The organism is Bacillus sp. T33-2, from assembly GCF_002860205.1.
GTDB lineage: Bacteria > Bacillota > Bacilli > Bacillales > Cytobacillaceae > T33-2.
Genome location: NZ_PGVB01000002.1, coordinates 263068 through 286273, shown reverse-complemented (window position 1 = coordinate 286273; position 23206 = coordinate 263068). Strand labels below are relative to the sequence as shown.

24 protein-coding genes are annotated in these 23206 nt (G+C 44.9%); 22 read left to right on the top strand and 2 right to left on the bottom strand.

What is annotated here, in order from left to right:
• The first annotated feature begins 102 nt into the window (after positions 1–102).
• The 6 genes from CVD19_RS01750 (at position 103) to CVD19_RS01725 (ending at position 5426) form a co-directional block, all read left to right on the top strand.
• The gene (locus tag CVD19_RS01750) at positions 103–723 is read left to right on the top strand and encodes a stage V sporulation protein AA (protein ID WP_101580282.1); all 621 of its coding nucleotides are present in this window, start codon (positions 103–105) and stop codon (positions 721–723) included.
• Positions 713–1135 (top strand): stage V sporulation protein AB, encoded by a 423-nt coding sequence (locus tag CVD19_RS01745; RefSeq protein WP_101580146.1) that lies wholly within the window; start codon positions 713–715, stop codon positions 1133–1135. The genes CVD19_RS01750 and CVD19_RS01745 overlap by 11 nt, the downstream gene beginning before the upstream one ends.
• Positions 1136–1170: 35 nt before the next feature.
• Positions 1171–1785 carry a stage V sporulation protein AE gene (locus CVD19_RS01740; RefSeq protein ID WP_101580145.1) on the top strand — a complete coding sequence of 205 codons (615 nt, stop codon included), beginning with the start codon at positions 1171–1173 and terminating at the stop codon, positions 1783–1785.
• A complete protein-coding gene (locus tag CVD19_RS01735) occupies positions 1736–3211 on the top strand; it encodes a spore germination protein (RefSeq protein ID WP_101580144.1) in 1476 nt (491 codons plus the stop codon). The genes CVD19_RS01740 and CVD19_RS01735 overlap by 50 nt, the downstream gene beginning before the upstream one ends.
• Before the next feature lie 141 nt (positions 3212–3352).
• Entirely contained in the window at positions 3353–4672 is a 1320-nt protein-coding gene (lysA, locus tag CVD19_RS01730; protein WP_101580143.1) for a diaminopimelate decarboxylase, read from the top strand.
• A gap of 382 nt (positions 4673–5054) precedes the next feature.
• The gene (locus CVD19_RS01725) at positions 5055–5426 is read left to right on the top strand and encodes a GNAT family N-acetyltransferase (RefSeq protein ID WP_101580142.1); all 372 of its coding nucleotides are present in this window, start codon (positions 5055–5057) and stop codon (positions 5424–5426) included.
• Positions 5427–5442: 16 nt separating this feature from the next.
• On the opposite strand, the gene CVD19_RS01720 is transcribed toward CVD19_RS01725, so the two are convergent.
• Positions 5443–5961: a DUF309 domain-containing protein gene (locus CVD19_RS01720; protein WP_101580141.1), complete on the bottom strand. Its 519-nt coding sequence runs from the start codon at positions 5959–5961 to the stop codon at positions 5443–5445.
• Positions 5962–6281: 320 nt separating this feature from the next.
• On the opposite strand from CVD19_RS01720, the gene CVD19_RS01715 reads away from it, so the two are divergent.
• From CVD19_RS01715 to CVD19_RS01635, 16 genes are all read left to right on the top strand, one after another.
• Positions 6282–7028 (top strand): segregation/condensation protein A, encoded by a 747-nt coding sequence (locus tag CVD19_RS01715; RefSeq protein ID WP_101580140.1) that lies wholly within the window; start codon positions 6282–6284, stop codon positions 7026–7028.
• Between the two features lie 6 nt (positions 7029–7034).
• Entirely contained in the window at positions 7035–7622 is a 588-nt protein-coding gene (gene scpB / locus CVD19_RS01710) for an SMC-Scp complex subunit ScpB (protein WP_101580139.1), read from the top strand.
• Positions 7623–7761: 139 nt separating this feature from the next.
• Positions 7762–8184 carry a hypothetical protein gene (locus CVD19_RS01705; protein ID WP_101580138.1) on the top strand — a complete coding sequence of 141 codons (423 nt, stop codon included), beginning with the start codon at positions 7762–7764 and terminating at the stop codon, positions 8182–8184.
• Between the two features lie 19 nt (positions 8185–8203).
• On the top strand, positions 8204–8692 hold the full coding sequence (locus CVD19_RS01700; protein WP_101580137.1) for a YpuI family protein: 489 nt from the start codon (positions 8204–8206) through the stop codon (positions 8690–8692).
• Between the two features lie 104 nt (positions 8693–8796).
• Positions 8797–9945 (top strand): D-alanyl-D-alanine carboxypeptidase family protein, encoded by a 1149-nt coding sequence (locus tag CVD19_RS01695; protein ID WP_101580136.1) that lies wholly within the window; start codon positions 8797–8799, stop codon positions 9943–9945.
• Positions 9938–10525, top strand: a complete 588-nt coding sequence (locus CVD19_RS01690; protein ID WP_101580135.1) for a nucleoside recognition domain-containing protein — start codon at positions 9938–9940, stop codon at positions 10523–10525. The genes CVD19_RS01695 and CVD19_RS01690 overlap by 8 nt, the downstream gene beginning before the upstream one ends.
• Before the next feature lie 7 nt (positions 10526–10532).
• The gene (locus CVD19_RS01685; protein ID WP_101580134.1) at positions 10533–11066 is read left to right on the top strand and encodes a spore maturation protein; all 534 of its coding nucleotides are present in this window, start codon (positions 10533–10535) and stop codon (positions 11064–11066) included.
• 262 nt (positions 11067–11328) lie between these two features.
• Positions 11329–12051: a 23S rRNA pseudouridine(2605) synthase RluB gene (gene rluB, locus CVD19_RS01675; protein ID WP_101580132.1), complete on the top strand. Its 723-nt coding sequence runs from the start codon at positions 11329–11331 to the stop codon at positions 12049–12051.
• A 79-nt stretch (positions 12052–12130) separates the two neighbouring features.
• Positions 12131–12655, top strand: a complete 525-nt coding sequence (resA, locus tag CVD19_RS01670; RefSeq protein WP_101580131.1) for a thiol-disulfide oxidoreductase ResA — start codon at positions 12131–12133, stop codon at positions 12653–12655.
• Positions 12656–12677: 22 nt separating this feature from the next.
• Entirely contained in the window at positions 12678–14303 is a 1626-nt protein-coding gene (gene resB / locus CVD19_RS01665; protein ID WP_101580130.1) for a cytochrome c biogenesis protein ResB, read from the top strand.
• A 12-nt stretch (positions 14304–14315) separates the two neighbouring features.
• Entirely contained in the window at positions 14316–15503 is a 1188-nt protein-coding gene (gene ccsB, locus CVD19_RS01660) for a c-type cytochrome biogenesis protein CcsB (protein ID WP_101580129.1), read from the top strand.
• A 172-nt stretch (positions 15504–15675) separates the two neighbouring features.
• Positions 15676–16392 (top strand): response regulator transcription factor, encoded by a 717-nt coding sequence (locus CVD19_RS01655; protein ID WP_101580128.1) that lies wholly within the window; start codon positions 15676–15678, stop codon positions 16390–16392.
• Complete coding sequence (locus CVD19_RS01650) at positions 16389–18161, top strand: ATP-binding protein (protein ID WP_101580127.1); 1773 nt, start codon at positions 16389–16391, stop codon at positions 18159–18161. Before CVD19_RS01655 ends, CVD19_RS01650 begins: the two co-directional genes overlap by 4 nt.
• Positions 18162–18416: 255 nt before the next feature.
• Complete coding sequence (gene sigX, locus CVD19_RS01645) at positions 18417–18968, top strand: RNA polymerase sigma factor SigX (RefSeq protein WP_101580126.1); 552 nt, start codon at positions 18417–18419, stop codon at positions 18966–18968.
• Positions 18943–20172, top strand: coding sequence for a negative regulator of sigma-X activity (locus CVD19_RS01640; RefSeq protein ID WP_101580125.1), 1230 nt, complete (start codon positions 18943–18945; stop codon positions 20170–20172). Before sigX ends, CVD19_RS01640 begins: the two co-directional genes overlap by 26 nt.
• A gap of 188 nt (positions 20173–20360) precedes the next feature.
• On the top strand, positions 20361–21335 hold the full coding sequence (locus CVD19_RS01635; RefSeq protein WP_101580124.1) for a peptidoglycan DD-metalloendopeptidase family protein: 975 nt from the start codon (positions 20361–20363) through the stop codon (positions 21333–21335).
• Positions 21336–21495: 160 nt separating this feature from the next.
• Here the strand turns inward: CVD19_RS01635 and serA are convergent, their stop codons facing one another.
• Entirely contained in the window at positions 21496–23070 is a 1575-nt protein-coding gene (gene serA, locus CVD19_RS01630) for a phosphoglycerate dehydrogenase (RefSeq protein ID WP_101580281.1), read from the bottom strand.
• Positions 23071–23206 lie beyond the last annotated feature (136 nt).

Genomic DNA, 23206 nt, shown 5'->3' with positions numbered 1-23206 from the left:
TTCCTCCTGTATTTGTATTACCCAGTTTTTGGGCTTCATGAAAAAAATACTCCGAATCCATACTATTTATACAAGGAAAACAATGTGTTGGAAGTGAGCCGGATGGAAAAAACGATTTACATTCGAATGCGTCACCGAGTCCATGTTAAGCCGGGTGAAAGTATTTATTTAAAGGACATTGCGCAATTCATCTCAAATGAGACTATTTACAAGCAATTAAGAATGCTCCCAATACACCAAGTTTCACCAACTGAAGGAAACATTATTATTATTGATGTCATGCGGGTTATTCAATTAATTGCCAGGCTTGAGCCCAGTTATGAAGTACAGGCGGTCGGGCCGCCGCAGACGATCGTCGAAGTGATTTTCAAAAAACGGGAAGCGGCGATGCCTTTTTTCATTCTTGTCTGGATATTGCTGTTCCTGGGGGCAGCACTGGCAATCATGAATTTCCATGAAGATGTAAGCATGCAGGCGGTGCAGCAGCGCATCTATACAATCATTACAGGAGAGGTCGAAAAAAAGCCGCTGCTTTTTCAAATTCCATACTCCGTCGGCCTGGGCCTGGGCATGATCCTTTTTTTTAACCATATCTTCAAAAAGAGAATTAACGAGGAACCAAGCCCGTTGGAAGTAGAAATGTTCAACTACCAGCAATCGCTTGACCAGTATGTGATCATGCATGAAAACAGAGAAAGTGTGAAACAGCTGGATGATCATTAAAACGTTGTTTGTTGTCATTGTCGGCCTGGCCGGGGGGCTCGCCGTGGGGTCTGGTTTCGTCGCTTTCCTCACCGTACTCGGACTGATACCAAGATTGACACAGCTGTCGAAAACCTACTGCTTCATCCGCTGGTATGAATGCTCTGTCGTACTGGGAGCACTATGTGGGACCGCTGGCAGCATCAGGGATCCTGTCCTTCATGCATCTTCATTGTGGTTAGTCCCGGCCGGCCTGGCCGGGGGGGTGTTTGTCGGTATGCTCGCTGCAGCCTTGACTGAGGTATTAAATGTTCTCCCAATCCTTGCAAAGCGGGTCGGGGTACAGGACAGAATGGTTATTTTGCTCATGGCAATTGTGCTCGGCAAGGTTTTTGGCTCATTGTTCCATTGGATTTGTTATGTCAACCGGTAGGTACTATTGCACTTTTAAAATGAAAGGAAACAGCTATGACCAACCCGAGGAATGTCATCATTATTACAGATGGGGATGAATATGCAACTCGCGCTGTCGAGCGGGTTGCCTCGGACATTGGCGGAAGATGCATCTCCATGTCCCATGGCAACCCATCCGTGTTGTCAGGCCCGGATCTGGTAAAGCAGATAAAGACAGCAGCCAATGACCCGGTACTGGTCATGTTCGACGATAGCGGATTTGTGGGAGAGGGTGCCGGTGAGCATGCTTTGAAGTATGTGGCCGGACACAGGGACATAAATGTGCTGGGTGTTATTGCCGTAGCTTCAAACACAAGAAAAGCAGAATGGAGCACGGTGGACGTTTGTATTGACCGTGATGGCCAGCTTACTCCATATGGTGTTGACAAAAATGGAGTTCCTGAATTTGAGCTTGGAAGGATCAACGGCGACACCGTTTATTGCCTTGACCAACTTGACGTCCCGCTGATAGTCGGTGTGGGGGATATTGGCAAAATGGATCGGCGGGACCATTATGAAAACGGGGCCCCAATCACAAAAAAAGCAGTGGAGCTCATTCTCGAAAGGAGCGGGTACTATCATGAAGGACACAGAAAAGGCACCGATTCCCACTTCAGTGACCGATGTTGAAAAATATTTTAAAGACAGGATTGGCCTTGGAACGAGCTTCGATTTAGGGGTGAGAAAACTAAAAATCCTCAGAAAAGAAGTTCATTTCTATTATTTGAACGGGCTTTGCAATACTGAGTTCATCATTGAGATCCTTGAAGAACTTATTAAATTAAATGATTCTGAAAAATTGTCGATTCAGCTTCTAAAAACAATTGAAAACCGAATCACGCACCAGTCAGTAAAAAAGGCAGAGACTTTAGATGAAATGGTCGATCAGGTTCTTTCGGGCCTGATGGCAGTTGTGATTGAAGGAGAAAGTACCGCGCTGATAGTGGACATCCGCAAATATCCAGCCAGGCAACCTGAAGAGCCGGACAATGAGAAGGTAATCCGGGGCTCGCGGGATGGGCATGTTGAAAGCCTTTTGGTGAACACTTCCTTGACAAGAAGAAGAATACGTGATGAGCGGCTTCGTTTTGAAGCCTTGAAGGTCGGGGAAAGGTCGAAAACAGACGTCGCCATTGCATATATCAAGGACATAGCCGATCCTGGTTTAATAGACTTGATCAAACAGGAAATTGAGGCGATAGATATTGACGGAATCACAATGGCGGAAAAAACGATTGAAGAATTCCTTTTAAAACAGGGATACAACCCTTATCCACTTGTCAGGTACACAGAACGGGCTGATGTTGCCGCGACACACTTGCTAGAAGGCCATGTCCTTATTTATGTAGATACTTCACCAAGCGTTATTATCGCACCTACTACGTATTTTCATCATTTGCAGCATGCAGAGGAGTACAGGCAGTCACCAGCGGTGGGAACTATGGTCAGATGGATCCGGTTTCTTGGGGTTATAGCATCCCTTGTGCTTTTGCCTATTTGGTATCTATATGTCCAGGATCCATCACTTGAGCCGGATATCCTCGATTTTATAGGTCCTAGCAAAGATACGAATATACCTGTCATCCTCCAGCTGTTTCTCGCAGATATAGGAATTGAGTTTTTACGGCTGGCATCCATTCATACCCCCACACCGCTATCTACTTCCATGGGGCTGATTGCAGCAGTATTAATCGGCCAGATTGCCATTGATGTGGGGCTTTTCCTCCCGGAGGTCATCCTTTATGTGGCCGTGGCAGCGATCGGCACGTATGCAACGCCGAGCTATGAATTAAGCGTTGCAAACAAAATTGGCAGGATGCTTTTACTTTTAGTTACAGCTATCTTCCATTTGCCGGGATTTCTGATCGGAGTTACATTATGGATTTTATTATTAGCGGGCATTCGTTCCTTAAACACTCCTTATCTATGGCCGTTTCTGCCATTTCAGCCGAAAGCTTTCTTGCAAATCGTCATCCGCCGCGCTGTCCCGGGTTCCAAGATTCGGCCAAGCATTGTCCACGCCCGGAACCGGTACAAGCAGCCCGCAAAATCCTAGAAACTTGAATTGCGGATTTTTGCAATATGTGATAAAGTAGATTTTATTTAATGAGGCGTGGCCACTAAAAGACAGTTTCTTCTGCAGATGCTGTCTATTTTTTTATTGAGGTATTTACTTAAGGAATGAGAGGGGAAAGGCATGCGATTTCACGGAACAACAAAAGTAAATAAACATGGCCATCTGGAAATCGGTGGTGTGGATACTGTTCAACTGGCAGAGAAATTCGGCACACCATTGTATGTCTATGACGCAGCACTTATCAGGGAACGGGCCAGGAGCTTTAAATTGGCATTTGAAAAGCATGGTGTGAATGCCCAGGTTGCATATGCGAGCAAAGCATTCTCCACGGTGGCAATGGTCCAGCTTGCAGAAGAGGAGGGCCTTTCCCTTGATGTCGTTTCAGGAGGAGAGTTATATACAGCACTTGCCGCTGATTTTCCGGCTGAAAAGATCCATTTTCATGGAAACAATAAAAGCAGGGAAGAGCTGGAGATGGCGATATCACATCGCATAGGCTGCATCGTTGTCGATAATTTTCACGAGCTCGAAATGCTGCAGGAAATTTGTGCCCAGAAGCGTGTACACGTAAAAGTATTATTGAGGGTCACACCGGGAATCGAAGCCCACACCCATGATTATATTTTAACAGGACAGGAAGATTCGAAGTTCGGCTTTGACCTTCAAAACGGACAGGCAGACACGGCACTTGATTTGGCAGCCAAAAGTGGTTATTTGGAAGTGCTGGGCCTCCATTGCCATATCGGTTCCCAAATTTTCGAAACGACCGGTTTTTTGCTTGCTGCAAAAAAAATATTTGAAAAGCTCAACCAATGGAAGGAGCAAAAAGGTTTCAAGGCCAAAGTGCTGAATCTGGGGGGCGGTTTTGGAATCCGCTACACAAATGAAGACGATCCCCTGCCAGCGTTCCAATATGTTGAGGAAATAATCCTGGAAGTAAAAAAACACGCTGCACGCTTCGGGATGGATATGCCCGAGATCTGGATTGAGCCAGGCAGGTCTCTTGTCGGCGATGCCGGCACAACACTTTACCGAATCGGCTCACGCAAGGATGTTCCAAATGTCCGCCAATACGTTGCCGTTGACGGGGGCATGAGTGACAACATCCGCCCGGCACTTTATCAGGCCAAATATGAAGCAGTGCTGGCAAATAAAGCACTTGAAAAGCCAGACGAAATTGTGTCGATTGCAGGAAAGTGCTGCGAATCCGGTGATATGCTTATCTGGGACCTGCCGCTTCCAAAGTCAGGAAGCAGCGATATTCTCGCTGTTTTTTGCACAGGTGCGTACGGGTATTCAATGGCAAATAACTATAACCGTCTCCCAAGGCCGGCGGTCGTGTTTGTAGAAAACGGTGAAGCAAGGCTTGTGGTAAGGCGCGAGACCTTTGAAGACATGCTGAGGCTTGACCTGCCACTGAAAGAGAAAGTAAAAAATTGAGCTGCCCCTGGGCAGCTTGTTTTTTTAGAGAAGGCAAGATTCGCGGCCAAATTGGATTAATTTCACTGCTTGTTGTAGAATTATCGATTGGGAGGCTGGTGAACATTGAAAAAAAATAATTGGCTTTTATTTATTTTCATCCTGCTGATGGCAACTGCCTGGGGCCTGTACTACTGGTTTTTCCTCAATCCCGGCCGGTGAGCCACGAAAAATAATTGAAGATATCAATCGAATTATGTATCATTAAATCAATTAACAGTTCATGATGAACCAACCTTTCCGTTTAGCATACATTGTAAAAAGGTTTATTTTTATTCTGTACTGGAAAAAATGGTCTTGTCACCTATTATTGAATTAGTAGTCTTTTTAATGAGGGATAATTATGTTAATTCGTTTTAAAAAAGCGTTTGAAAAGATAGCAATGGGCTTATTATCATTTATGCCAAACGAAAAGGACATAAAAAAGCTGCAGCAAACGATGAGGCAATATGAAACGGATGACAGCTGGCAGCTATTTTTGTGGAAAGATGAAGATATTATTGGGCTGATCGGAGTCAAGTTCTTAAATGAGAATGCAGTGGAGATCCAGCACATTTCCGTAAATCCTTCCCATCGCCAGCAGGGAATTGGCAAAAAAATGGTGTGCGCCCTGCAGGAATTGTACCCGGATAAAGCAGTCTCTTCCAATGACGAAACAGCCGGTTTTGTTGAAAAATGCGGTACAAACGATGGTTCGCTTAAAGGCAGTGATTGAACATAACTCACTGCCTTTATTCATTGTTTCTTTCTTCAAGGGCCTGCAGCCGTGCGCTTATTACATTGCTCCGGTCCCTTACGGCATGGCGATTGATAAGCTCAGGGTCAGCCATGTTGCTTTCTTTGAGCCATTGAAACCCTTTAGTTTCACACTTGTTTTTACAAAGGGCAACAAGGGTTTGGTCGGCAATCGGCAAATTTACGCTGGTATAGGACTGCCTGAGCCTGATCTTTTCCAGGAGGGAATCAACCTGTTCATGGAGCCGGTTATAGTCAAGGCCGAGCCTTTCGCAGCCAAGTTCTTGTTTCTTGAAAATGGAATATGCTTTTTTAAGTGTCCTGGATGCGCCGCTGAAGTTATTCCTGCGGTGGTGGTAGCATGAAACAGCCAGTAAAATGAGTGCAACCCAAATGGATTCTTTATTTCCCGGATCGGCTTCCTTCCAGTATTCTTCGAGGATTTCGTGGCATTCAAAATAATCACGGTCACCATGAAAATGCGCGAGATATTCAATATAAGCTTCTGGATACATGTTGGTTTCCTCCTCAGGAAATGTAGATATAGCTTGAGATAACATATTGCCGGTCGATGGGAAAGGCAGATATGTTGCTTTGTCCCTAGTGAAGGTAAATATAGCTTAGCATATCCTCTGGCAAATCCACAAAACAAACTCCGAAACCAGCTTCATCATTATTTCCCTCAGTGAAACGTGATTCAGGGCATATGGCGTGATAAAAATATATAGATTCTGCATTCCCGTCCGTTTGACAGCCGTATTTTTCTATTGGATAACATTATGGAATACTCTATACTTAAGGTACCTTAGGTAAACTTATATTTTGGTGGGGAATTATGCAATATAATGTAAAAATTGAAGCGTTTGAAGGCCCGCTTGATTTGCTGCTTCATCTAATCAACCGCCTCGAAATCGATATTTATGATATTCCAGTGGCAGAAATAACCGAGCAATACTTGATATATATCCACGCCATGAAGGAGCTCCAGCTGGATGTTGCCAGTGAATATCTGGTAATGGCGGCAACACTGCTTGCAATCAAGAGCAAAATGCTACTTCCCATGCACGAAGAAGACGTTCTTGAGGATGAATTCGCTTTGGAAGAGGACGAGGACCCAAGAAACGAACTGGTCGAGAGATTGATTGAGTATAAAAAATTCAAGGAAGCTGCTGTTGATTTAAAGGAACTTGAACAGGAACGGGGTTTAATGTACACAAAGCCCCCTGCCGACCTCTCAGAGTATGCAAAGCAGGCAAACATGGACAATTCAAAGCTTGATGTCTCCCTGTATGACATGCTTGGTGCATTCCAGAAGCTTTTAAGGCGGAAAAAACTTCAAAAGCCAATGTCAACCAGGATTGCCAGGCAGGAAATACCGATTGAAAAAAGAATGGAAGAAATTATTGAACAACTAAAACGTTCAGGTGAACGGCAAAGTTTTTATGACTTGTTTCCATATGGTGACCGGGAACATATTGTCGTGACATTTCTTGCCGTCCTGGAATTAATGAAGCGGCGCGAAATCAATGTTGAACAAGAATACAATTTTGCTGAAATATTTGTACTTGCCAGGAAGGAGTAGACACGGTTGGAAATTGTCAATTGGAAAGGAATACTCGAAAGCCTGCTGTTTGCAGCAGGAGACGAGGGCCTTTCGCTAAAACAAATTGCCGATGTTCTCGAGGTCGAAGAAGCAGAAGCCCAGGACATCGTTACAGATTTACAGCGGGAGTATGAGCGGGACGGTGTAAGAGGCTTGACAATCGTCCAGCTTGCAGGGGTATTCCAGCTGGCCACAAAAAAAGAGCATGCTCCTTATTTGAAGAAGCTGGTGGAGTCGCCTGGTGCAGGGAACCTCTCCCAGGCGGCCCTGGAAACGCTCGCCATCATTGCCTACAAGCAGCCGATCACAAGGGCTGAAATTGAGGAAATCCGCGGCGTTAAGACGGAGCGGCCACTTCAGACCCTTGCTTCAAGGGCATTGATAAAAGAGGTTGGCAGGGCCGAGGGTACCGGCCGGGCCTTTTTATATGGAACCACCAAGGAATTTCTTGATTACTTTGGCCTGAAATCCATTAAAGAACTGCCTCCGCTTCCTGAAGACATCGATGAAGAATCCCTGCAGGACGAAGCGGACTTATTTTTTGAAAAATTTCAGGAAACGATGGATCTATAATTTTTGAAGTCATTTTTGTTGGAAATATGATAAAATTAAAATAATTAACCTGAATGCTTCATCTATTGTAGTGAAGCATTTTCTTTTTACATATGCTTATATTGGACGAGTAAACGATCGTGACGGAGGAGGTTAAAGCATGCAAATCAAACAATGCAGGGGCTACGAGCTGGAGAAAGCACAATCGAACACGTCCGAGGATTTTTTCAACCGGAGTGAAGTCACCTTTGTTGAAGATGGAGTTGAAAAAACACTTCATGTCCTATATGTCAGATATTTCGATGAGCACCTTGGCAGTTTTACTCCATATGAAGCAGACCCGATTTTTAAGGACGGGGAAAGGGAAGTGTATTTCAGGGATTTTGTCGCCCTCGCCTGCTTGCTGAAGAATCCGGGCTACCGGCACCGAAAAAGGGTTTATATTAATACCGAGAGGGAGTTCGCCGCGGCTTTTAACGGCCTGGATTTTGAAAAAATGCGTGGATTATTCAAGTATTTAGCGGAGGGCAAACCTATTGAGATTAGGTCACCGTTAGAGTTTATAGCCCAGCCAGCCAGCTAACTTTTTGGAGGTGTATCCGATGGGAAATACGATAGTAAAAACGCAGATTGAAGAAGTGAGTGGTTTTCTTGGAAATACCGTAATAAAACTGGAAGAGTTCCTGAATGGGACAACCCTGGCTTCAATGGAAGCCGAACAATCAGGAAATGCTGATTATTACCGTGTTATTTTATCAAACTTGCGAAAATTGAACGTATATTGTGAGGAGGGCCTTGATGCTTGTAAAGTCATCTTACAGGGCGAGCCTTTCTCGAAGCCTGCTGCAGAAAAGACGCTTTACCGGATTTACTACCAGTGCGTTGATGAGTTTTTTGCGCCGAAGAGCGATGCCTGGTATGAAGACAGCCGCTCTGCATACACGGGCAAAAACGCGATCAAATTCCGGGAGCCGGTACCGGAAACGGTGAGGGGCCTTCTATTAGGCCTGGAAAGTGATTTTCAGAGAATAAGAGAAGAACTGGAATACTATGAAACAGATTACCGGACAAAAATGCTACAGTCAAAATAAAGGTGATATTAAGGGCAGCCAGCAGGCTGTCCTTTTTTAATGTCATAATCATGCCTGTCCGTCATAAACTTGTACAAACCGCAAAAGGAGACGAGGTTTTTTAAATGAGACAGAAATGGTTGATTTATCTTTTGCTCGTCAGCTTGCTATTAATCAATTTCCCCGAAGCCGCAGCAGCTTCTGTTTCAGTAAGCGCGAAAAGTGCGGTGTTGATGGAGCAGGATTCAGGACGGGTCCTTTTCGAAAAAGATGCCCACAACGTGAGAAGAATAGCCAGCATCACAAAAATCATGACTGCCGTTCTTGCGATAGAATCAGGAAAAATGGATGAGCATACAAGAGTAAGCGAGAAAGCAGTCCGTACTGAAGGATCCGCTATTTACCTGAAACCAGGGGAAAAAATCAAGCTGGAAAACCTCGTATATGGCTTGATGTTAAGATCTGGAAATGATTCAGCAGTGGCAATCGCCGAACATGTTGGAGGCAGCCTTGAGGGTTTCGTTTACTTAATGAACCAAAAAGCGAAGGAAATTGGCATGGGAAATACCCATTTTGCAAACCCGCATGGCCTTGATGACCATGAAAACCATTATTCAACAGCCTATGATATGGCGCTGTTGACAAGGTACGCAATGAAATATGAGCAGTATAGAAAAATCTCCGGGACAAAAGTCCACCGCGCCCCAAACCCTGGGGAAGCCTGGGATAGGAAATGGACAAACAAGAACCGGCTGCTGACAGAACTGTACCAGTATTGTACCGGGGGGAAGACCGGATACACGAAGAGGGCGAAACGTACACTCGTTACGACGGCAACAAAGGGTGATCTCGATTTGATTGCGGTAACACTTAATGGCCCTGATGATTGGAACGACCATATCCAAATGTTTGAAATGGGCTTCCGGCAGTATGACATGGTCGAAATCCTCCCTGAAGGAACTATCAAGAGTATAGACCATCCTTTCTACAAAAAGAAGGTTTACCTCGAACACTCCTTTGATTACCCGCTCACAAAAAAAGAGGAGGACCTTGTCGAGGTCCAGTTTAAGCTTTTACACCCTAAGAAGCAATGGAAGGAGACGGTTAATGTACCTGATGTGGTTGGAAAGGCTGTCGTTTTAATAGACGGACGGGAAACGAGCAGCATGCCGATTTATTACCGGCATCCAGAAGTAAAAGAAAAGGAAAAGTCGTTTTTTGATTTTTTTAAACATATTTTCACAGCTGTGCTGGATGTGGGCGGCCATGGTTAATTATATCTGGGTATTCATGACTGTGATCGGAATTGTCTTTGCGATGGTAAACGGGACAATGGCTGAAGTGAACGAGGCTGTATTCAAAGGCGCAAAAGAAGCAGTTACACTGTGCATTGGATTAATAAGCATTCTTGTTTTCTGGCTCGGAATCATGAGAATTGCAGAAGAAGCCGGTTTGCTTGAAAAGCTTTCAGCACTGTTCCGTCCGCTTGTCAGCCGGCTGTTCCCGGAAGTACCTTCCGGGCACCCTGCGATGGGATACATCCTCTCAAATATGATGGCAAATATGTTCGGACTCGGCAACGCCGCGACCCCCCTTGGAATTAAAGCAATGGAAGAACTGAAAGAACTGAATGGGGGGAAAAACACCGTCAGCCGTTCAATGATCACATTTCTGGCTATCAATACATCGAGCATAACGTTGATACCTACGACTGTCATCGCGATCAGAATCAATTACAATTCAGCTTCTCCTACAGAAATTGTGGGCCCAACCTTAATAGCCACGATCATTTCGGCAATAGGCGCGATTTTTATTGATCGTTATTTTTATTATCGGAGAAGCCGTAAAGGATGAATGTAATATGCAAATTATCTCAGCGATTTCCCTTTGGTTCATCCCCATACTGATTGGATTTATTTTAGTGTATGGAACCTTTAAACAAGTTCCCACGTACGAAAGCTTTGTTGAAGGGGGGAAAGAGGGAATAAAGATGGCCTTCTCGATCATCCCCTTTCTCGTCGGAATGCTAGTTGCCATCTCGGTGTTCCGCGCCTCCGGGGCACTGGAGTACATGATGGACTGGCTCAGCCCGGGGCTGAAAGCGATTGGCATCCCTCCTGACATTGTGCCTCTCGCTTTGATAAGGCCCATATCAGGCAATGCCGCCCTTGGCATGATGAGTGACCTGACGGCTGTCCATGGGCCTGATTCCTATATCGGCAGGCTGGCAGCCACGTTGCAGGGGAGTACCGATACAACATTTTACGTACTAACCGTTTATTTTGGAGCAGTCGGCATCAGAAAAATGGGCGATGCCTTAAAGGTCGGCCTCCTTGCAGACTCCATAGGAATTGCGGCCGCTATCATCGTGGTATATTTGATGTTCGGAACATAAACGATAAAGGACCTTTATCATCCACAGCGGTGCAGCTGTGGTTTTTTGTGTTCAAAACCTGCAATCCGCCGAAACGGTTTATCTACACTTTTTCCCCCATGTGAATGCTGCTTTTTCGGCAAGATTCAAAGCAATGGCGAGGCAGGCTCAATATATGGTTATGCCCGCTTTGAAAACGGGCGCAACTTATGTCATAATTCATAGGGAAACATCGATCGATGAATATCGTCAAAAGTTGAAATGATATATGAGGTGACCTGCATTGGAAAGACTGCAAAAGGTAATCGCACACGCCGGCGTTGCTTCGAGGCGTAAGGCTGAAGAATTGATCCGTGAGGGTAAAGTAACAGTTAACGGAAAAACAGTAAAAGAACTCGGCATAAAAGTATCACCCTCTGACAGGGTGGAAGTGGAAGGAATCCCGCTGGAACGGGAAGAGCCAGTGTATTTCCTTTTTTATAAACCACGCGGCGTGATTTCCAGCGTTGCGGATGACAAAGGAAGAAAAGTGGTTACAGATTTCTTTGAACAAATAAAGCAAAGGATTTACCCGATCGGCCGTCTTGATTATGATACTTCCGGCTTGCTTCTGTTAACAAATGATGGTGAGTTTGCCAATCTGTTGATGCACCCGAGCAATGAGATCGAAAAGGTCTACGTGGCCAAGACAAAGGGAATACCGTCCAAAGAGAAGCTAAGGAGCCTTGAGAGGGGGATCCGGCTGGAGGATGGAAAAACAGCCCCTGCACGGACCAAGCTTGTTTCCCTTGATAAAAAGAAACAGACGGCCATTATTGAAATCACCATACATGAAGGCCGTAACAGGCAGGTCCGGAGAATGTTCGAGGCCATTGGCCATCCGGTTTCAAAGCTGAAGAGAGAAAGATATGGCTTCTTGACTTTACAAGGATTAAATACAGGAGAAATCCGCGAACTTACCCCCCATGAAGTGAAACAGCTGCGTGCGCTTGCTATGAAAAAGTGATTTCGCAGTTGGCTAAAAATTATTAACATTCTCAGGAGTGCTGTAATGTTATAATAGGATTCGTGTTGGAGGGGTGGAAATGAAACAGAAACGTCTTATAACAAGAACGGTGATCCTGCTGATTTTGGCAGCAGCCGTTGGATATGCACTTTATTCTAATCTTACAAAAGATGATGTTCAAAAAGTAGAGTTGAATGAGAAGGCGCCTGATTTTGCGCTTGAGGACATGAACGGGACGAAGCACCGCCTTTCTGACTACGAAGGCCAGGGAGTTTTTTTGAATTTCTGGGCGACCTGGTGCAAGCCATGTGAACGGGAAATGCCTTATATTGATAACCAATACAAGCAGTTCAAAGACCAGGGCGTGCAGGTGCTGGCTGTCGATGTCGGGGAATCCAGGCTCGCCGTCAGTAAATTTGTGGAGCGCCATGGGCTTGGTTTCCCGATACTGATTGATGCAGACGAGCAGGTCAGGCAAGCTTACGGGGTTAACCCGCTGCCAATTACTTTTTTAATAGATAAAGAGGGTAAAGTAGTCAAAATCCATACTGGTGAACTCACAGAAGAACGGGTCCAGGACTTTATGGAACAGATAAAGCCATAATGGCAAACGGGGAGCAATTCTTATGAATGAAGTAAAGTGTGAATGCGGCCATGTCAATCCGCATGGCACGATCCTTTGTGAATCATGCGGCAAGGTGCTCGAGGAACAGGAAAACGGGAAACAACTGCTCGATATGCGGTATGAGGGAAGCGCAAGACGTTCCCAAACATACAATAAAACGGCAGTAGACAAAATTTGGAACTTTTTTTCTTCTGTAAAAGTAGGTGTTTGGCTGATCGTCATTACGCTGTCCGCTTCTGCTTTAGGCACGGTCCTCCCTCAGGAAATGTACATCCCACCGGTCATGCCGGCATCAGAATATTATGAAGACCAGTACGGCTGGCTCGGAAAAGTCTATTATGAGCTTGGCTTTCATAATTTGTACAGCTCTTGGTGGTATCTTGTCCTGATTGCTTCAATCGGGGTGTCACTTGTCATTTGCAGCCTCGACCGGGTTATTCCATTATACAGGGCCCTGAACAAACAGAGAGTTTCAAGGCATGAAGGATACCTGAAGCGCCAGCGGCTTTTTGGAGTTTCAGACTTTACTGAAAACAATAGGGACATTGAAAAAATCAAACAGAACCTTAAAAAAAGACATTATCAAATACGCGAAGAGGATGGAAACATCCTAGCTGAGAAAAACCGGTTTTCACGCTGGGGCCCATACGTTAACCATGTCGGGTTGATTATTTTTTTGATCGGTGGAATGCTCCGGTTTGTGCCCGGCATGTATGTGGATGAAATTCTGTGGTTAAGAGAAGGGGAGACGAAGGCGATCCCGGAAACAGACGGGGAGTATTATCTTAAAAACAATAAGTTTACTCTGGAAGTCTATGATAAGGAAAAAGAAGATGAAGTTTTTAAGGAAGCGATTGACATTGCAGGCACAGTAGTGAAAAACTACCAGGCTGATGTAACCCTTTACAAGAAAAAAGGTGATACCATTCCAGGTGAAAAACCTGAACTGGAAAAAATCCGCGACGAGTCAATCCGCGTCAATCAGCCGTTGAAGGTCGAAAAATTTGCATTATACCAGTCAAGCTATAAGCTGGATGAGCTTAATCAGATGTATCTGGCCCTGGAGCATAAAGAAACGGGAGAACAGTTCGGAAAAATAAAGATTGATTTGTTCAACCCCGAAACAGAGTATGATCTTGGCAACGGAAATTCAGTTGAGATCATGAGTTATTTCCCGGATTTTGAATTCGATGAAAATGGGGATCCAACTACAAAATCTCGGGTACCAAACAATCCTGCCTTCGTTTTTAAAATGAAAACGCCGGACAAGCCCGAAGGAGAAGTGTCTTTCGTCGCCATCCGACAGACGATTGAACCAACCGGAGACAATGAATACAAAATGGCGTTCAGCGGTGTTGAAACAAAGAATGTCACAGCTTTGACGGTCAGGAAAGACCATACATTGTGGATCATTGGACTTGGGGGACTCATTTTCATGATTGGCGTTGTCCAGGGAGCGTATTGGCACCACCGCCGTTTGTGGATCAGGCATATAAATGGACAAGTTTTGACAGCGGCACATACGAATAAAAACTGGCATGGTTTAAAGCGGGAGTTGGAGACTGTATTTTCAGGTACCGGATTCACACCGCCGATAGATCAGCTCGAAAGCGATGCTAAGGGTTAGGGAGGCACAAGAATGGTAGAATTAAGTTCGAATCTATTATATGCAGCATTTATACTTTATCTGTCAGCCACCCTGTTTTTTGGGGGCGCAATTAAACAGAAAAGAATGGACGGCCACAAACAAGCCCCAAACAAATGGGCAAAAATAGGGATACTGCTGACAGTAGTTGGCTTTGTCTCCCAGCTAGGTTATTTTATCACAAGATGGATTGCTTCAGGCCACGCACCGGTAAGCAACCTGTTTGAATTCACGACCTTTTTTGGGATGGCGCTTGTAGGTGCGTTCATTGTAATCTATTACATATACAAAATACCCCTTCTTGGGTTATTCACGCTCCCAGTCGCCATTCTTATAATTGCGTATGCGAGCATGTTTCCAAGGAAAATCACGCCGTTGATCCCGGCCCTGCAAAGCGATTGGCTCCATATTCATGTGACGACAGCTGCGATGGGGGAAGCCATACTTGCCATAAGCTTTGCGGCAGGACTGATTTACCTGGTCAGGACTGTCGACCAGACAAAGAAAAGCAAAAGCACGTTCTGGCTGGAAGCCGTCATGTTCGGATTGATCAGCACGCTAGGATTTATCCTTGTTTCAACCACTTTTTCATTGATGGATTACAAAGCGGAATTCAATTATGTCGACAAGAACGGCGCGAAGGCTTCCATCGAATATAATCTGCCAGCCCTTGTCGGCCCTCATGAAGGCGAACTGTTGACAAAGGGGAAATCTCAACCTCCAGTTGAAACTCCTGCGATCATTAACGCCAAAAAACTAAATACTGTCATATGGTCCATGGCTTCAGGACTTGTTCTATATGGTGTTTTCAGGTTGGTTCTGAGAAAGAGAGTCGCAGCATCCCTGCAGCCTTTTGTCAAAAATGTCAACCTTGATTTAGTAGATGAAATCGGGTACCGTTCAGTCTTGATCGGATTCCCTGTCTTTACGCTCGGCGCGCTCATTTTTGCAATGATCTGGGCGCAAATTGCCTGGACCCGCTTCTGGGGCTGGGACCCGAAAGAGGTATGGGCGTTGATAACCTGGCTGTTCTATGCAGCGTTTCTGCACCTCCGTCTGTCAAAAGGATGGCATGGGGAAAAATCCGCCTGGCTTGCGGTCATCGGCTTCGCCATCATCATGTTCAACCTTATAGCTGTGAATCTCGTTATCGCCGGGCTGCATTCATACGCGGGTTCCTAATAAATTTCACCTCAGGCTTTCACTTTATAGTGAAAGCCTTTTAACATTGACCTGAACCAATGTGTAAATGTGTCTATTTTTAGACAATTATAAAAGTAAACCATATACTTATGGTAAAAAGCATAGCAAGTTCGCCACCCATTATGTAAAATAATCGCAGGGGGGATAAACCTTGGAAAAAGACGTGAAAATATTAGTCGTTGATGATGAAGAAAGAATCAGGCGTTTACTGAAAATGTACTTGGAGCGCGAAAACTATACAATTGATGAAGCGGAAGATGGAAACGAAGCACTGGCAAAGTCACTTGCATACGATTATGATGTCATCCTGCTTGATTTAATGATGCCCGGCAAAGACGGAATCGAGGTTTGCCGTGAGCTGCGGGAGAAAAAATCGACCCCTGTCATCATGCTGACTGCAAAAGGTGAAGAAGTGAACAGAGTGCAGGGCTTTGAAGTAGGTACAGATGATTATATCGTCAAGCCGTTCAGCCCAAGGGAAGTTGTTTTGCGCGTAAAAGCAATGCTGCGCCGTTCCTCAAGCACGAGCTACTTGCAGACGGAGACAACATCCAAAGATGTAATTGTCTTCCCTCACTTGACCATTGACAATGATGCACACAGGGTTACCGCGGACGCCAAAGAAGTCAGCCTGACTCCAAAGGAATACGAACTCCTTTATTTCCTTGCGAAGTCTCCGGATAAGGTGTTTGACAGGGAGCAACTGTTGAAGGAAGTCTGGCACTATGAATTTTTCGGGGATTTAAGGACTGTTGATACTCATGTAAAACGATTGCGTGAAAAGTTGAATAAAGTCTCCGAGCAGGCAGCCAAAATGATTGTCACCGTCTGGGGGGTTGGCTATAAATTCGAGGTCGTAAATGAATGATGTTTTGGCGCAGTGTAGTAGGTAAATTATGGTTTACCATCCTTTTTCTTGTTTCTTTTGTATTATTCATCCTGACAGTCATGCTTCTTGAATTTTTTCAAAACTATCACATAGATGCAACAGAAAAAGGGCTGGAAAATACTGCGGTCAAAATTTCGCACATCCTGGAAGAGCATAAGGATGATGATTTTCGTTTAGGGCTTGAGATATCATGGGAACTGCTGGATGACGCAACAAAGGTGATCATCGTGGCAGATGAGAAAACCTATTATTATTCCCCTAATGTAAAGGAATCAGAGCATTTGCCTGTTTCCTTTTTAAAACGCGAAAAAGACCTGTCAAAAGTATTTTCAGAGGACAAAACAACCTATAAAATATCCGCCTATCCGGCCGAGGATGACACCAAGTACTTGATTGTGGGAGTGCCGCTGTCCATATCAGGGGATGAGGACGGCGCGGTGTTTATTTACCAGGCACTGGACGTGATGGAGCGAACGACCAGCCAGACGACAAAATTTATTCTGCTTGCCGCCGGAGTTGCCATTGTGCTTACAACAATATTCGCATTTTTTCTTTCAACAAGGATTACGGCACCTTTGCGGAAAATGCGGGAGGCGGCGTTTGAGGTTGCGAGAGGAAAATTCGACACGAAGGTACCGATCCTCACGCATGATGAAATTGGCGAACTTGCCACCGCATTCAATCAGATGGGGAGGCAGCTGAAATTCAACATGAACGCGTTGAGCCTGGAAAAGGAGCAGCTGTCAAGCATTCTCAGCAGTATGGCTGACGGTGTCATCACCTTTAACCGAGACGGGACGATTTTGATCACGAACCCTCCGGCAGAGCTGTTTCTGCGTTATTGGCACTATGACCAGGGCAATGGTGCGCATAGCACGGATGCAGTGCCATCGGAAGTGATGGAGCTGTTTCAGCGTGCTGTGGAAACTGAAAAAGAACAGGTTGGCGAGATTGCCCTGCAGGGCAGGTTCTGGGTGATCCTTGTGACGCCGCTTTACAATAAGAAGTATATCCGTGGCGCAGTTGCAGTCGTGCGAGACATGACGGAAGAGCGGAAACTGGATAAAATGCGGGAAGATTTTATTGCCAATGTCTCACATGAACTCCGGACACCGATTTCAATGGTGCAGGGCTACAGTGAAGCGATTGTCGATGACATCGCGGAAACTGATGAGGAAAAGCAGGAAATGGCCCGGGTAATTTATGAGGAATCATTGAGGATGGGCCGGCTTGTGAATGAGCTGCTCGATCTTGCCAGGATGGAAGCGGGGCATACCCGGCTGTCACTTGAAAATGTAGAAATAACACCGTATATTCACCGTGTCATCCGTAAATTCCATGGGCTTGCGAAAGAAAAGGGAATCGAGATTGCCGCAGAGCTTAATAGCGATGAAGCTTATTTCCGCTTTGACCCGGACAGGATTGAACAGGTGCTGACCAACCTGGTCGACAATGCCATCAAGCATGTGCCGGACTCGGGTACCATCACTGTTGCAGGCCGCACAGACGAGCGCGGGCTGTATATTGAAGTGACGAATGAGGGCCAGGGGATTCCCGAGGAAGACCTGCCATTCCTTTTTGAAAGGTTTTATAAAGCGGACAAGGCGAGGACACGCGGTTCAGGAACGGGGTTGGGCCTTGCGATTGCCAAGAATATCATTGAAGCCCATAAAGGGCATATTGCTGTGAAAAGCAAGCCTTGCCAGGGTGCGACTTTTTCCTTTTTCATTCCGCGAAATATCGATTAAATTATGGGTTTTTGCCGACTTATCTTGATTCATGAGAAACATTTTAGTTTGTGAAAATATACGCATTCGAAAACCCATCCAGCAAGAGTGGATGGGCTTTTTGATGTGTATTACAATGGAGCATTTACTGCATATTTATGTATGATGATATGAAAAAAGGTTCTTCCCAATCGTTGCCAAAAAGAATATAGTTATATTGTAACTTTTTATACATACTTTACGACTAATTTTTTGAACGGGGAGGGCAAATCACCTATGAACTCCGTTTTTGATGACTTATATAGAAAATATCATCATGACGTTTTTCAATTTTTATTTTATATGGTAAAGAATAAAGAACAGGCGGAAGATCTGGTCCAGGAAGTATATATTCGGGTGCTTAGGTCGTATGACCGCTTTGAAGGAAAAAGCAGCGAGAAGACCTGGCTGTTTTCGATTGCGAAAAATGTCGCGATAGACCATTTTCGCAAAACTAAAGGCTGGAAACAGCGCCTCCTCGAAACATTCGATGTTTCAGCCCGGCAGATCAAGGATAACCATCCTGTGCCGGAAGAGTTGGCCATGCAGAATGAAGAAATAAGATTCATGTACAGATGCCTTGATCAATGCACGGTTGATCAACGGATGGTGATCATTATGCGATATATTCATGAGCTTACGATCAGTGAAACAGCAGAAGCTTTGTCATGGACAGAGAGCAAGGTAAAGACAACCCAGCACCGGGCGCTAAAAACCTTGAAAAAACTGATGGATGAAATGATCGAAAAGGAAGGGATGCCTAGTGAGAAGGTCACACTTAAGCGATAGGCAGATTGAAGAGCTGCTCAGGCAGATGCCAAAAATAGAAGACAAGCGCGATCCTCGTGACATTTACCTGAATATTGCCCGCAAAGTAGAAAAAAGAAAACGGGCAGCATGGGTTTTTCCAGGTGTCGCAACCGCGGCTGCACTTTTATTAATATTTATTTTATCTTCCAACTATATGTCGTGGAATGACTCAGCATATGACAGGTCAGGAAACAAATCTTCATCTTCATCTGAAGCTAAAATGGATGTGGCCGTGAAAGAGGAAGCTGAACCTGAAAACGGACAATCCCAGAAAAGTGCCGAGCCAGAACAGGCTACCACTTTGGATGCTTCAGGGAAGGGAAATAATGAAGCAGCTTTAAAAACTGCTGAGCCAAACTACGAGCCAACAGCGGTTTATCAGGAAGATCTTGTTGAAAATGATGTGATAACATATCACCTGCCTGATACAATGGGCCAGGTTGAAGTTCCGGTCAGCGTGCTTGTTCCGAAGGTGGAGAACAAATCATCCTTTGCCCTTTTTGAGGAAACCATGACAAAGATTGATGAGGTGAAATGGGGACTCGGTGAGTATTATCCACTCAATGCAAGAATTAGCTATGATGATGCCCAAAAAACTGTAAAGGTTGATGTGCCAGCCGACCATAAGTATGGCTTGGGCTCACCTGAACTAACTCTCCCAGACACCCTTAATAACACACTTGAGCCATTAGGTGTTGAAAAAATCAGCTTTTTCACGGCTGGCAAGCAGGGAATTGATTTAGGCCACCTCGGTGAAATAACCGATGTGCCTGTGACAAGAGACAAGGGCCGGCATGCATACTTCCTCTTCATTGTGGAGGGAAATGAGAGACCGTATATTGTGCCGACACCTGAGCAATTTGAAACGGTAGGCAACGCGTTTATAAAAATGAATGCAGACCAGCTCAATTATTCATTAACAGCTTCCATACCTCCGGAAATAAAACTGGATGAATCAAATGTGAGTGTAAATGGAAAAACATTGACAATCCGTTTTCCGGACAGAACCCAACTGACTGATGACTTCACATACAGTCTGGAAGCCATCCTCCTGACCGCGAAGAACTTCGGCTTTGAAGCTGTTAAATTTGAAAATGCCGGAACTGAAAAAATCGGTCCGTTTAACCTTAATAATGAAGTGGACGTCCCTGAAGCACCAAATAAAAAGACTATTAAAGAGTAAACGGATCGGCCGCCGAGGCCGGTCCTTTCTTCCGCAATTTTTCCCCTCTTTTTGTATAAAAAAGTAAAAGATGTCCAAATAATAACAAATGTGCTTTTTGGCCGTACTCCCAGATTCACTCGTTGTTCTAAACAAGTACATGCAGTCATAACGTGAAAAAGGAAGTACAAGTATGAAGGAGGAAGAAAATGGGCGACTACATAAAGCGTTTGCTGATTGCCGGACTCATGGCACTATGTGTCAGCTTGTTGTTTCTCGGCGGAAAGCACTCCCAGGCACAAACTCTCGGATCACACGAGCAGGGTCCCCTTTGGATATGGCCATCAGATGGAATCATTACCGATACATTCGGAACCAGGAACGGACATCATAAAGGCATCGATATTGCGGGTGACTTAGGATCGAAAATCTATGCCGTGGATAAGGGAACCGTGACCAAATCTTATTATTCAGGCTCCTATGGACATGTTATTTTTATAAAGCATGAAAACAATTATGAAACTGTGTATGCTCATTTACATAAAAGGCATGTGAAGGAAGGACAGGTTGTCAAGAAGGGAGAGACCATTGGGGAAATGGGAAACACCGGTGATTCTTCCGGAGTTCACCTCCATTTTGAAGTCCATCAGCACAAGTGGACTTTTGGAAAAGAGAATGCATTGAATCCTGTTCAGGTTCTTAGTCCTGCAGAAATCGGCCAATATGTGTACGCTCATGGAAAAAGTGCAGATACACCAGTGACAGCGACCGCCAGGATGCAGATGCCGAGAAGTGAGGACAACGTTCAAGAGCCGCGTGCTGTGAATCACACGAATATAATACATACAGGGCAACAGCAGGAAACTGTACAAGTCGTCCCAGCCGAAAAGCAGCCTGAAATAGCGCACACAGTCCAGCCAGGAGAGACTTTATGGTCGATCGCCGGGAAGTATGGAACATCTGTTGAGCAGATAGCCGAGATGAACAGCATCATTGATAACAACATTGCAGCTTCTCAAAAAATCAACATTAAGCCTGGGGTGGCGAATCACTATGTCGTGGCAGCGGGGGATACACTCGCGTCTATTGCACGCAAAACCAATACGAGTATTGAAGACATAAAGAAATTGAACGGCCTGGATTCAAGTACAATACATCCACAGCAAATATTGATCGTGAAGTAAGCAAGCGATCATTCTTTAGAGTTGGAATTTGACCCAGCCATTTCACTTTCAAGGGAAACTGGATATATACGATAAATTTTCCTGTGGAGAAATAAAAGGAAATTTTCTTGGTTAAAAAATGAAAGGCAGAACCTTGTTTCCCGGTTCCGCCTTTTGCATGTTATAGCTGTATCCGGTTGGCAGAAACAATATCGTCACTGCTGGAAATTAATTTGACAATTTTGTCATCAAGCGGCTTGTCAAATGATAAAATCATGATTGCCTGGCCACCTGCTTCCTTTCTTCCTACCTGCATGGTGGCAATGTTCACCTGATGGTCGCCAAGGATTTTTCCAACCCGCCCAATGACACCGGGGCGGTCCATATGCTGGATATAAAGCAGATTGCCTTCTGGATGAAAATCAATAGAAAATCCATTGATATGCACGATCCGTGGCCCGTAGTGGTCAATATAAGTCCCCCTTGCCGTAAACGTAATGTCTTCTCCTTTTACTACAACAGAGAGGCAGTTAGCATATCCAAATGTGTTGCCGGACATTTTTTCCCCTATGACAATGCCCCTTTCTTTGGCGGTATGAAAGGCGTTTACTTCGTTTACATTTACGTCAAGGCGGTTTTTGAAAAAACCGGCAAGCAAGGCTTTTGTTAAATAGGATGTTTCGAGTTCTGTGACGGTGCCTGAATAAGTAATGGAAATTTCCTCGACCCCTTCATTGATATGCTGTGACAGCAGTGAGCCCATTTGCTTTGCGAGCTGGTGGTATGGCCGGATTTTGTCATAAATTTCTTTTGAGATAGCCGGAAGATTAATGGAGTTGGCAACTGGCTTATCTTCAAAAAACACTCTTATTTCACTGGCTACCTGTGTCGCCACGTTCAATTGAGCCTCCTTGGTGGAAGCACCCAAATGCGGGGTTACAATTACATTATTCATCTTTAAAAGCGGGTGGTCTCCCGGAGGCTCTGCTTCAAACACATCCAGGGCGGCACCTGCAACATGGCCTTTTTCAATGAAAGCAGCGAGGGCCATTTCATCAATTATCCCTCCACGGGCACAGTTTAACAGATAAACCCCTTTTTTTGTGAGACTAAGGGTATTTTCATTCAAGAGACCTTTTGTCTCTTTTGTAAGAGGAGTATGTACTGTGATGATGTCAGAGCCTTCGAGGACATCTTCAAAAGCGCACAGCTGAACGCCCAGTATTCCGGCCCTTTCTTTAGTCAAAAACGGATCGTGCACCTTTACGTCCATTCCGAAAACACGGGCCCTCTTGGCAAGCTCTGATCCTATTCTGCCCATTCCGATGATTCCAAGCGTTTTGCCGAAAAGCTCACTCCCGACGAACTGATTCCTTTTCCATTCATCATTTTTAACAGACTGATGTGCCTGGGGGATGTTCCTTAAAAGAGAGGCCATCATGGCAAATGTATGCTCCGCTGTGGAAATTGTATTTCCGTCCGGCGCATTTACTACAACAACCCCGTACCTTGTTGCTGCGTCGACATCGATATTATCGACACCCACACCAGCCCGGGCGATGATCTTCAGCGAGGGCATCTTATCCAGAAGCTCACCCGTCACTTTTGTAGCGCTTCTTACCAGAAGTGCATCAATATCTTCAAGCTGCACATCGGGATCATCGATTTTTTTTTGGATCACTTGTGCATTTTGCATTTCCAGCAATGGCCGCAGCCCCTCCTCATTAATGGAGTCAGCCACCAATATTTGAATCATGTCCATTCAGCCTCCTGGCAAACAAAAAGTGGATTAATATTCTGATTATTTTACAAGACGAATATTTTTCTGTCAATGTCGAAAGAATCTTCAAACATCGATGTAACCGCTTTACTGAAAATTTTCAATAAACATA

Coding starts and splice junctions, on each gene's coding strand:
- CVD19_RS01690 (WP_101580135.1), top strand. CDS start 9,938: ATGGTTAATTATATCTGGGTATTCATGACTGTGATCGGAATTGTCTTT.
- CVD19_RS01685 (WP_101580134.1), top strand. CDS start 10,533: ATGCAAATTATCTCAGCGATTTCCCTTTGGTTCATCCCCATACTGATT.
- lysA (WP_101580143.1), top strand. CDS start 3,353: ATGCGATTTCACGGAACAACAAAAGTAAATAAACATGGCCATCTGGAA.
- CVD19_RS01745 (WP_101580146.1), top strand. CDS start 713: ATGATCATTAAAACGTTGTTTGTTGTCATTGTCGGCCTGGCCGGGGGG.
- CVD19_RS01740 (WP_101580145.1), top strand. CDS start 1,171: ATGACCAACCCGAGGAATGTCATCATTATTACAGATGGGGATGAATAT.
- resA (WP_101580131.1), top strand. CDS start 12,131: ATGAAACAGAAACGTCTTATAACAAGAACGGTGATCCTGCTGATTTTG.
- sigX (WP_101580126.1), top strand. CDS start 18,417: ATGAACTCCGTTTTTGATGACTTATATAGAAAATATCATCATGACGTT.
- ccsB (WP_101580129.1), top strand. CDS start 14,316: ATGGTAGAATTAAGTTCGAATCTATTATATGCAGCATTTATACTTTAT.
- CVD19_RS01725 (WP_101580142.1), top strand. CDS start 5,055: ATGTTAATTCGTTTTAAAAAAGCGTTTGAAAAGATAGCAATGGGCTTA.
- CVD19_RS01650 (WP_101580127.1), top strand. CDS start 16,389: ATGATGTTTTGGCGCAGTGTAGTAGGTAAATTATGGTTTACCATCCTT.
- serA (WP_101580281.1), bottom strand. CDS start 23,070: ATGATTCAAATATTGGTGGCTGACTCCATTAATGAGGAGGGGCTGCGG.
- resB (WP_101580130.1), top strand. CDS start 12,678: ATGAATGAAGTAAAGTGTGAATGCGGCCATGTCAATCCGCATGGCACG.
- CVD19_RS01750 (WP_101580282.1), top strand. CDS start 103: ATGGAAAAAACGATTTACATTCGAATGCGTCACCGAGTCCATGTTAAG.
- CVD19_RS01635 (WP_101580124.1), top strand. CDS start 20,361: ATGGGCGACTACATAAAGCGTTTGCTGATTGCCGGACTCATGGCACTA.
- CVD19_RS01705 (WP_101580138.1), top strand. CDS start 7,762: ATGCAAATCAAACAATGCAGGGGCTACGAGCTGGAGAAAGCACAATCG.
- CVD19_RS01715 (WP_101580140.1), top strand. CDS start 6,282: ATGCAATATAATGTAAAAATTGAAGCGTTTGAAGGCCCGCTTGATTTG.
- CVD19_RS01700 (WP_101580137.1), top strand. CDS start 8,204: ATGGGAAATACGATAGTAAAAACGCAGATTGAAGAAGTGAGTGGTTTT.
- CVD19_RS01695 (WP_101580136.1), top strand. CDS start 8,797: ATGAGACAGAAATGGTTGATTTATCTTTTGCTCGTCAGCTTGCTATTA.
- CVD19_RS01735 (WP_101580144.1), top strand. CDS start 1,736: ATGAAGGACACAGAAAAGGCACCGATTCCCACTTCAGTGACCGATGTT.
- CVD19_RS01720 (WP_101580141.1), bottom strand. CDS start 5,961: ATGTATCCAGAAGCTTATATTGAATATCTCGCGCATTTTCATGGTGAC.